This is a genomic window from Desulfofundulus thermocisternus DSM 10259 (assembly GCF_000686645.1).
Lineage (GTDB): Bacteria > Bacillota > Desulfotomaculia > Desulfotomaculales > Desulfovirgulaceae > Desulfofundulus > Desulfofundulus australicus.
The window spans coordinates 20,050-27,783 of record NZ_JMLG01000027.1; the positions used below are offsets into that span (position 1 = coordinate 20,050).

Annotated in this window: 9 protein-coding genes, 2 pseudogenes and 1 riboswitch; of the genes and pseudogenes, 2 read left to right on the forward strand and 9 right to left on the reverse strand. The window is 48.2% G+C overall.

Features of this window, described 5'->3' with window-relative positions; translation table 11 throughout:
• From BR83_RS0112580 to BR83_RS0112605, 6 genes are all read right to left on the reverse strand, one after another.
• Positions 1–741: a P-II family nitrogen regulator gene (locus BR83_RS0112580; RefSeq protein ID WP_027357371.1), complete on the reverse strand. Its 741-nt coding sequence runs from the start codon at positions 739–741 to the stop codon at positions 1–3.
• Complete coding sequence (locus BR83_RS0112585) at positions 716–1,465, reverse strand: DUF1538 domain-containing protein (protein WP_027357372.1); 750 nt, start codon at positions 1,463–1,465, stop codon at positions 716–718. The genes BR83_RS0112580 and BR83_RS0112585 overlap by 26 nt, the downstream gene beginning before the upstream one ends.
• Positions 1,462–2,151, reverse strand: a complete 690-nt coding sequence (locus BR83_RS0112590; RefSeq protein WP_027357373.1) for a DUF1538 domain-containing protein — start codon at positions 2,149–2,151, stop codon at positions 1,462–1,464. The genes BR83_RS0112585 and BR83_RS0112590 overlap by 4 nt, the downstream gene beginning before the upstream one ends.
• Positions 2,152–2,440: 289 nt before the next feature.
• Positions 2,441–3,046 carry a class I SAM-dependent methyltransferase gene (locus BR83_RS0112595; protein WP_027357374.1) on the reverse strand — a complete coding sequence of 202 codons (606 nt, stop codon included), beginning with the start codon at positions 3,044–3,046 and terminating at the stop codon, positions 2,441–2,443.
• 436 nt (positions 3,047–3,482) lie between these two features.
• A complete protein-coding gene (locus tag BR83_RS17885) occupies positions 3,483–3,713 on the reverse strand; it encodes a recombinase family protein (RefSeq protein WP_027357375.1) in 231 nt (76 codons plus the stop codon).
• Positions 3,710–3,955, reverse strand: a complete 246-nt coding sequence (locus BR83_RS0112605; RefSeq protein WP_027357376.1) for a helix-turn-helix domain-containing protein — start codon at positions 3,953–3,955, stop codon at positions 3,710–3,712. The genes BR83_RS17885 and BR83_RS0112605 overlap by 4 nt, the downstream gene beginning before the upstream one ends.
• A gap of 305 nt (positions 3,956–4,260) precedes the next feature.
• Positions 4,261–4,350: riboswitch (cyclic di-GMP riboswitch) on the forward strand.
• A 74-nt stretch (positions 4,351–4,424) separates the two neighbouring features.
• Here BR83_RS0112605 and BR83_RS15950 point away from each other — a divergent pair.
• Positions 4,425–4,676: a helix-turn-helix domain-containing protein gene (locus BR83_RS15950; RefSeq protein ID WP_051618228.1), complete on the forward strand. Its 252-nt coding sequence runs from the start codon at positions 4,425–4,427 to the stop codon at positions 4,674–4,676.
• A 389-nt stretch (positions 4,677–5,065) separates the two neighbouring features.
• Here the strand turns inward: BR83_RS15950 and BR83_RS16490 are convergent, their stop codons facing one another.
• From BR83_RS16490 to BR83_RS15965, 3 genes and pseudogenes are all read right to left on the reverse strand, one after another.
• A complete protein-coding gene (locus tag BR83_RS16490; RefSeq protein WP_027357377.1) occupies positions 5,066–5,683 on the reverse strand; it encodes a hypothetical protein in 618 nt (205 codons plus the stop codon).
• A 100-nt stretch (positions 5,684–5,783) separates the two neighbouring features.
• Positions 5,784–6,561: pseudogene (locus tag BR83_RS17300) on the reverse strand (stalk domain-containing protein); the annotation flags it as partial.
• Between the two features lie 95 nt (positions 6,562–6,656).
• Positions 6,657–7,087, reverse strand: a pseudogene (locus tag BR83_RS15965) (IS66 family transposase); the annotation flags it as partial.
• 355 nt (positions 7,088–7,442) lie between these two features.
• Between BR83_RS15965 and BR83_RS0112630 the strand changes: the two are divergent.
• A partial coding sequence (locus BR83_RS0112630) for an ATP-binding protein (RefSeq protein ID WP_027357378.1) occupies positions 7,443–7,734 on the forward strand: 292 nt, incomplete at its 3' end.

Below are 7,734 nucleotides of genomic sequence, written 5' to 3' on the forward strand. Positions count from 1 at the left end.
CTAACGCGGGTTACTTTCGGAAAGCATCTTTCTCACCATCCTGTTGAGCTGGCGATTAATACCGGCCACCCTCTCAACCTCCAGAACAAAGGCAATTCCCTTCCCGGGCCTGTTCAGGCCTGTTTCATTGACAATGGCTTCCAAAACCTTGCCGCTCTTTGGACGTTCAATCAAAGTTAAAATGATTTCCTTCTCAGGCTCAATAGGAATACCGAACAATCTGGCGTTCTCGTGAATTCCCGTGCCGCGGCCGAAAAGTATGGTTCCCCCTTCTGCACCGGCTCTTTTCGAGGCATCAACCACTTTTTCCGAATCACCCTTGTTGACGATGGTCACAATTAAATCGTATAAAACCTCTTCGCCATCCTTAACCATTTCCATTCCTCCCGGGTTCTGCTCAGGTATTTCAACGGGGGCACCCAGGTGGCAGATACCCGCCACCCGGCTCACGTCGAGAACAAAAGCTATCCCGCGGCCGGATTTATCCAACCTGGCAGCAGAAATTATGGCCTGCAGAACAACCTCCAGCTTGCTTTCATCTATTAATATAAGAATAATTTCCTTTTCCGGTTCAAGATCGATCCCCAGAACCTCCGATACTTTGTGGCCTCCCGTGCCTTCGCCCAAAAGAGTGGTCCCGCCTTCAGCCCCGGCCTTCTTTGCCGCCTTTACCGTCTTTCTGGCCACGCCATAGTTCACAACGGCTATCAACAGCTTATACTTGCGCATGATGGCGTTCATCCTGCTTCTCCTTTCTGCTGAAGAGCAGACCTAAAGATAAAACTGCCAGAATGGGAGAAAGCGCTACCATAGCAATCATCCCGAACCCTTCGGTTAAGGGATCACGGCCCTCTAAAGCCGAGGCAAAGCCCAGAACCATGGTTAATATAAAAGTCACGGTCATCGGCCCGGTGGCCACTCCCCCCGAATCAAAAGCTATGGCCACAAAGGAAGGGGAAGAATAACGCGCCAGTATGAAAGCGAGCACGTAGCCCGGAATTACCAGGTACCACAGAGGAATTCCCAGCCAGACTTTCCACAGCGACAGGGCAATGGAGGCGGCCACCCCCAGCGATACCGTATAAAGCATTACCTGCCGGGGAATATAACCCCCCGATGCCTTCTCCACCTCATAATTTAACACACGGACGGCAGGTTCGGCAAACGTAGCTACAAAACCCATTAAAAAACCAGCCGGTATGATTAACCAGCCGAACTCCAGGCTACCCATGGTTTTCCCGATTATTTCTCCCACGGGCAGGAAACCCACGTAAACGCCCTGCAGGAAAAAGGACAACCCCAGGAAGGTCAGCACGAAACCTTTTAAAACTCTAATAAATCTCCTTCTGCTGAACTTCAGCAACCAGACCTGCAGAATCAAAAATAACAGCAGGAGAGGAGCCAGCGCAACGGCCACCTCCAGCAGAACGTGGCCAAAACCGTCAAATATTTTAAGTTCATTCAACCATAAATCACTCCCAGCAGCAGCACGGATAAGATGGGCCCAACAGAGCCCAGAGCCACGTAGCCGAATCCATCGGCGGAAGTGCTTCTACCCCCCAGAACAGATGCAACCCCCACACCCAGGGCAAGAATAAACGGCACCGTCATCGGGCCTGTGGTAACGCCGCCGGCATCCAGAGAAACGGCCCTGAATTCGGCGGGGGCCAGCACGGCCAGGATGAAGACCAGGGCGTAACTGGCAAGCAAAAGATGCCGCAGGGGAACACCCAGAACCACCCGCAATATGGCCAGTCCCACAAATATGGCCACGCCCAGAGCGACAAAGATAATTAAAAGATCTTTGGAAATGGCTCCCCCGGATACTGCATCCACCTGGGTGGCCAGAACCCTGACATCCGGCTCGGCCACAGTCACCACAAAACTGAAAAGAAAACCGAAGAGGACCAGAATCCAGACCCTACCAATCCTGGGGAGCGCCGAGCCGGTGGCTTCACCAATTTGCAGCATTCCCAGATGAATGCCCACCAGGAAGAATATCAAGCCAATGGTGACCATGACCACCCCGATCAAAAACTGCGCCATAACCAGAGAAGGTAACCGGAGCACTGCCTGCAGGATGAGCACAAATACAGTAACCGGTAAAACAGCCAGAACAACTTCCAGCACAGTGCCCTTAATATCTTTCATGACCTCATCCTTTCTTTTATGTTTTTACCCTGAACATTCACCCTGCAAGCTCAACCAGGGAACCCATAAAAAAATTTAATACGTCACCAATGAAAATTATATCATTTGTATCTTTGATTTATCAATCCATTGGTCAAAAAGGGAATAATTAACACATGGCGGGTATGCACTCCGGGTACTGTGTAAGTTGCTGAAAGACGGGAAAATAAAAAGGGGAGGTAAACTCCCCTCCAGCGTACAGATAAAGTGTTTCCGGGATGTGCCCCGGCTTTACTCGCGGCGGCTCCAATTATACAAAACGTCTTTTCCGCATCAGGCAAACCCAGGCTCTGGGCGGGTTCGGGCGGTTGGAACCAAAATGGCTGGAAACGAGCGAAAGAATTTCGAAGTGAGGTTCCACAGAATTAACAATATCCCTGGCCGTCCTCTGTGGCGGACCCGGGCCTTCTCGCCGCTCATCGGCGTTGCCGATAATACTCAGCCACAGGCCATCCTCTTCTAAATGGGCGGCCACCTTTTCCGCAAAGCTCTCCCGTTCCTCACCGGAATTCAATGAATGAAAACAACCTCTATCAAATGCAAAACCAAACGGCGCCCCTGTAATTTTGTTTGTGAAGAAGTCAATTACCATAAAGGTACACCGGACATTGGCTTTTGAAGCTTTCTCTACTGCCTTTCCTATTGCAATTTCCGATGTATCAACGCCTGTCACATCGAAGCCGTTCCGGGCAAGCCAGATGGAATTATCACCAGTTCCGCAACCGATATCCAGTGCTTTACATGGTTTTATGGCCATTGCAGTCACAGTCTGAATAAGGTTAAAATCAGGTTTGCCAATATCCCAGGGAGTATCGCCCGTTTCATATCTTTTCTTATAACCTTCCTTTACCGTCATCCCCGTTCACCTGGCTCAAAAAGCTCACAATACCCAACAACGGTTAGTTATTGTGAACCCGACCCTCCTATTGACCAGGTTTTCCCCCCTTTCCGGATCAATCCCTCATAGGTAGGCTCGGAACAGGGCCGCCGCCCGGGGGCACAGGAACCTTACGGGTAGTTTCAATCCCTTTTAGAAAGTTTTTCCACGGCATAAAGGTACCTGATTTGTTCGTAAAGATTAATTTCAATCACTTCCCTTCTCCCCCCTGACCCGGATGAATGTACATCCAGTATAGGGGATTGTTGAAGGAAGTGGATCAGTTTTAGAGTAGCAATTTCGCCAAAGTGGATCAGTTTCACAGTATCATTTTGTCTACCACGGCTCCCAGGGTGGATCAGTTTGACAATGTCACAGGGGCTAAAAATGGATCAGTTTTATAGTAGCAAATACACTAAACGACAACCGTATCGAAATGGCGCAGGTGGAGGCCTGCAAGGAGTTGTTCCAACGCTGGTCTCTCCATTGAAGCGCCACTGTATCCATCATCGCGGTAAATCCGTAATAGTTCCCAACCTTGAATTTCGCAGTATTTCTTTATTGCTTCGGTTTGGGCTTCCAGGGAGTAACCGTGCTGAGTCTGTTCTTCTGTGCTTATCCTTACATATCCAATGGCTCTACTCACAATGGGACACCTTCCTCCGCAGCTTGCCTTCTAATTCTGGCTTTGTGCTGGAGCATATTGAAGATAGCCAACCCGGCGCAGTAGAGAGCAACGTCTTCCCGTCTGATGAACCAGCGGTCAATTCCATCCGGGCCTCGTCTCTTGATACCTGGTAGTTTCTTATCCCGGAGGAGATTAGCAACTGCTACGGGCGATATTCCGAGGATTTCAGCCGTTTCATTTGTAGTAAGTAGCTCGTTCACCAGATTTCACCTCCTATGTTATTATTATAGGATGTATGTTAGGAACTTAAAAGAGGGCTTCCAAAATTGTCTACAATATTCTACAGCCAATTTTGGTAAAGAAATCCCATATCTATTACCATCATATTCACGGGATGGACAAGTTATTTGCCTTTTCTATCATAAGGAATGTTGATAAACGACATTAGAAAAAGACGATGACTTCTTTCCAGTATATGGTACCATTTTGACCTACCATTCGTCTTAATAAATAGACGGATGTAAGGAGGTGAAGGTTCCGCGCTTCTCCAACGAAAACCGAATACCTACGTTAAGGGCAAACCCATTGAAAAATGGGGACGTAAAGCTACAGGGTCTAAGGTGCCCACAGGCACTATGACAGCCTGGCTGCCGCTGCTCTAGAAGTCTAAGACCTGCCCTCTGCCAAGGTGTGGTAGGTCTTTTTGTCTCTAGAAGAGGGTGATACCATTTGCAAAGAAAGCCAAAGCTCCGAGAACTGATTGACCTGGCGAAGAGTGGTAATGAGGAAGCTATGACCCAGGTCGTTAAACGTTTCATTCCCATCGTCAAGAAATACAGCCGTCAACTAGGTTACGAGGAAGCCTGCTCCGATTTGGTGACCTGGATAATAGAAGCCGTTTACCGATACCGACCAAATACCACGTGGGGTAGGGATGAGCTAAACCGGTACTTCTCCCGTAAAAGCGACTATCAGAAATAACTCAAGAATTTTTTTTGGTAGGGGGGTATTAAAACGCCCCCCTATTTTCTCTTTATGTAGTAGAGGGCAGGTTAGACAAGCTGGAAGGAGGTGGACAATGATGGCTCCCTACACCTGACATCTACGACGACGTTGAAGAAGCCCGGATTATGGCTGATAAAGACATTAATCCTATTTATTCAGAACTAATTGACTACCTCGTTTGGTGCCAAATAAAAGGTGTTACGCCTAGTGAATATACATGTGCCCGATTTATAGCAGATGCTGGATACGGTGGCCCGGACCACGACGCTTACTATAATAACTTAGTAGCTTGGATGGATACACTATGTAACTTAAGCGATTTTTGTTAACAGTAAGTGCCTGGTCTGCTACGCGACCAGGCACTTTTATAATCCCGTATGTAAGCGTAATAGAAGGTCGACCTCTTTTTTGAGCCATTGTCCATAACCGGGCAAATAGTAAAGATCCCATTTAGTTTGGTTATCTGGGTTTTGGATTCCGAAATAGGCATCATTCACATTATCCGGATTTATATAGATAATTAAGTCCTTGTGAGCAAGATCATTTATTCCCTGCTTCGGCCTATATGGCTCATAAATAAGGCGAACCGAGCAAAAGACATCCTTCATTTTATCCCCGTTTTTTAGGTCTTTATCAAGTTCTTTTGACTCCACTTGTTTAACTTCTGGTTGTATTCCGGCACCGCCCCGCAGGGCTACCCATAACAAATCCCGCACGTCTAAGATTATGCCTGATTCTTTCAACGTGAGCGGATTAAAAGGGAAAACGTCATTACCTCTTTTGACAATAATTTGAGTGAGTTTCTTTTCGGTAGGAGTCTGGGAATGAGGATTAGAAGCAGCCTGGATTTGTTGAGTAATTTGTGAATTTGTCGGCGGGGGAACATTCATGTTTTCAGCCTTGTTTTCCCTTTTTATTAGTGCGCAAGCAGGAATAGTAATAGTAAAAATAGTTATAATTACGTATAATAACCACTTCTTCACTGACAGAGCCTCCCTTAAGAATTTTTTCCAAAATTACAGACGCACAAACCGGCTATTCGTTCCGCTTTCCGCAGAAAGATTTTCAACAGCCCAAACAGAGTTACCACGGTATTACGTTAGCGCTTAACGCGTCCCATATTTCACTGGTCACCAGACCTAACCGCCAGATGGCGATACCGTCAAGGCCGTATCGCTTGGCGATGCCCACTTTGATTAGAATGCTCTCCGGTGTTTCCGAGGAGGCAGAAATTCCAAGCACTAGCTTTTCCGGCGGAACAAGAGCCCTGGCCATCTCGACAGCTTGCTTGACAAGGCTTACCGGCTCCGGCTTAGAACCGTAATTCGTAGGCCATAATGATAATCCGGTCGGCTAATTTTCCCAGCACCCTGTAATCGTAACCCCTATAGGCGCTGTTGGGAGTGTGGAGAGTGAGGGTCAGGGTGAGGTTAGCAGCCTTAACCTGTTCCGCTAAGAGTAGGACGAACCTGGTAAAAGCGCCCTGTACCACCTTTAACTGCTCGCCGTCATCCCGGTAGCCCAAACCCTCAAAGTCGAGGTTTAGTCCTTGGTATAGCCTCGCTTCTCCCATTATACCATTAATCGCCCTGGTCATGGCAGCCTCGTTCGTTATCAGGGAAGAAATCGTGCCGTCACCGTCAGTCAAGTGAACCACCATCTCGGTTTTCAGGTTGTACTCCTTGGCTGCTTCCAGCACCTTCTCCCAACCGTCCGGCCTTTGCCACCCTGTCTGGCTTTTGGTCAGGAGGTTGCCATCTTTGTCCAGACTGTACCAGCCCAGCGCCAGTTCAGCTACTACATCGGTGTTTCCGCTGGCAGTTTCCGGGTACGGCTTTCTAAAGAGTTTCGTATTTGATGAATGACGCATAATTGGATCTCTGTTTTGGGAAACACCGCATTAATGTAAGCGTAAAATAAACCCCACCTTGCAATCAGGTGGGGACATAATCTGGCTTATTTATTAGCACTGCAGACAGGGGGTAATGAATTGGACCAGGGGAGCAACTGATCCAGGGCATTACTGTCTTCAGGGTCCAGGTTGGGAAGTTTTTCAAAAAGATAGCTGAGGTACTGGAAAGGATTCAACCCATTCTCCTTTGCCGTTTCTATGATGTTGTAAGTAATAGCGCTGGCCCGGGCACCCCGCGGAGTATTGGCAAACAACCAGTTCTTGCGGCCAATGACAAAGGGTTTAATTGACCGCTCACTCCGGTTGTTACCCAGTTCCAGGCGTCCATCCTGCAAAAAGGCAATGAGTTTATCCCACTGGCCCAGGCAATAGTAAACCGCCTGCCCAAAGGAATTTTTGGGCAGTACCTGCTTTTTCTGTTTTTTTTTAGCCACGCCAAAAAGGCGTCCAGCACAGGCCGGCTGCGCACCTGGCGAATGCTATTCGGGTTTCCCATAGCGCTTCCCGTTCGGCTTTGGTCATAAGAAAAAATCCTCCTCATCGAGCTAATTTTCTGAGTAACGGTGCCCCACCCGCCCCCATTATGCTGAACGAAGGAATGTAAGGGCATTGACCCCGGGAGACATGATAGGGTAAGCAGGGGGCGAACAGGTGGGTTAGACCACCCAAGATAAATTTTAAAAATGGCAGATTGAGTGAGCTTTTTAAAGTATCAATGAAAAATATTGAGATAGGAAGATTATCCCTTAAACTTGGGTATTATGCCAAGGTGGGTTGTATTTGACGCTTACTGCCGAACTGCTCAAAAGTGAAGAGGCGGGTGAGAAGTGATGTTCACCCAGTTCTACGGGTTGAAGTTCAACCCTTTCAGCAAGGAAGTGCCTTTTGACCAGCTTTATTTAAGCCAGGACCTGATGGAACTCACCTCCCGCCTGAAGTACTTACAGCAGGTGCGGGGTATGGGTTTAGTTGCGGGGGAGCCGGGTTGCGGTAAAACTACCGCCCTGCGCAAGTATGTGGAGGAACTCAACCCGGCCCATTTCAAACCGTGCTATTTTACCCTCTCCACGGTGACGGTACTGGAATTTTACAAGGGCCTGGCCCTAACCCTGGGCGAACAGC

Coding starts and splice junctions, on each gene's coding strand:
- BR83_RS0112580 (WP_027357371.1), bottom strand. CDS start 741: ATGAACGCCATCATGCGCAAGTATAAGCTGTTGATAGCCGTTGTGAAC.
- BR83_RS0112595 (WP_027357374.1), bottom strand. CDS start 3,046: ATGACGGTAAAGGAAGGTTATAAGAAAAGATATGAAACGGGCGATACT.
- BR83_RS0112590 (WP_027357373.1), bottom strand. CDS start 2,151: ATGAAAGATATTAAGGGCACTGTGCTGGAAGTTGTTCTGGCTGTTTTA.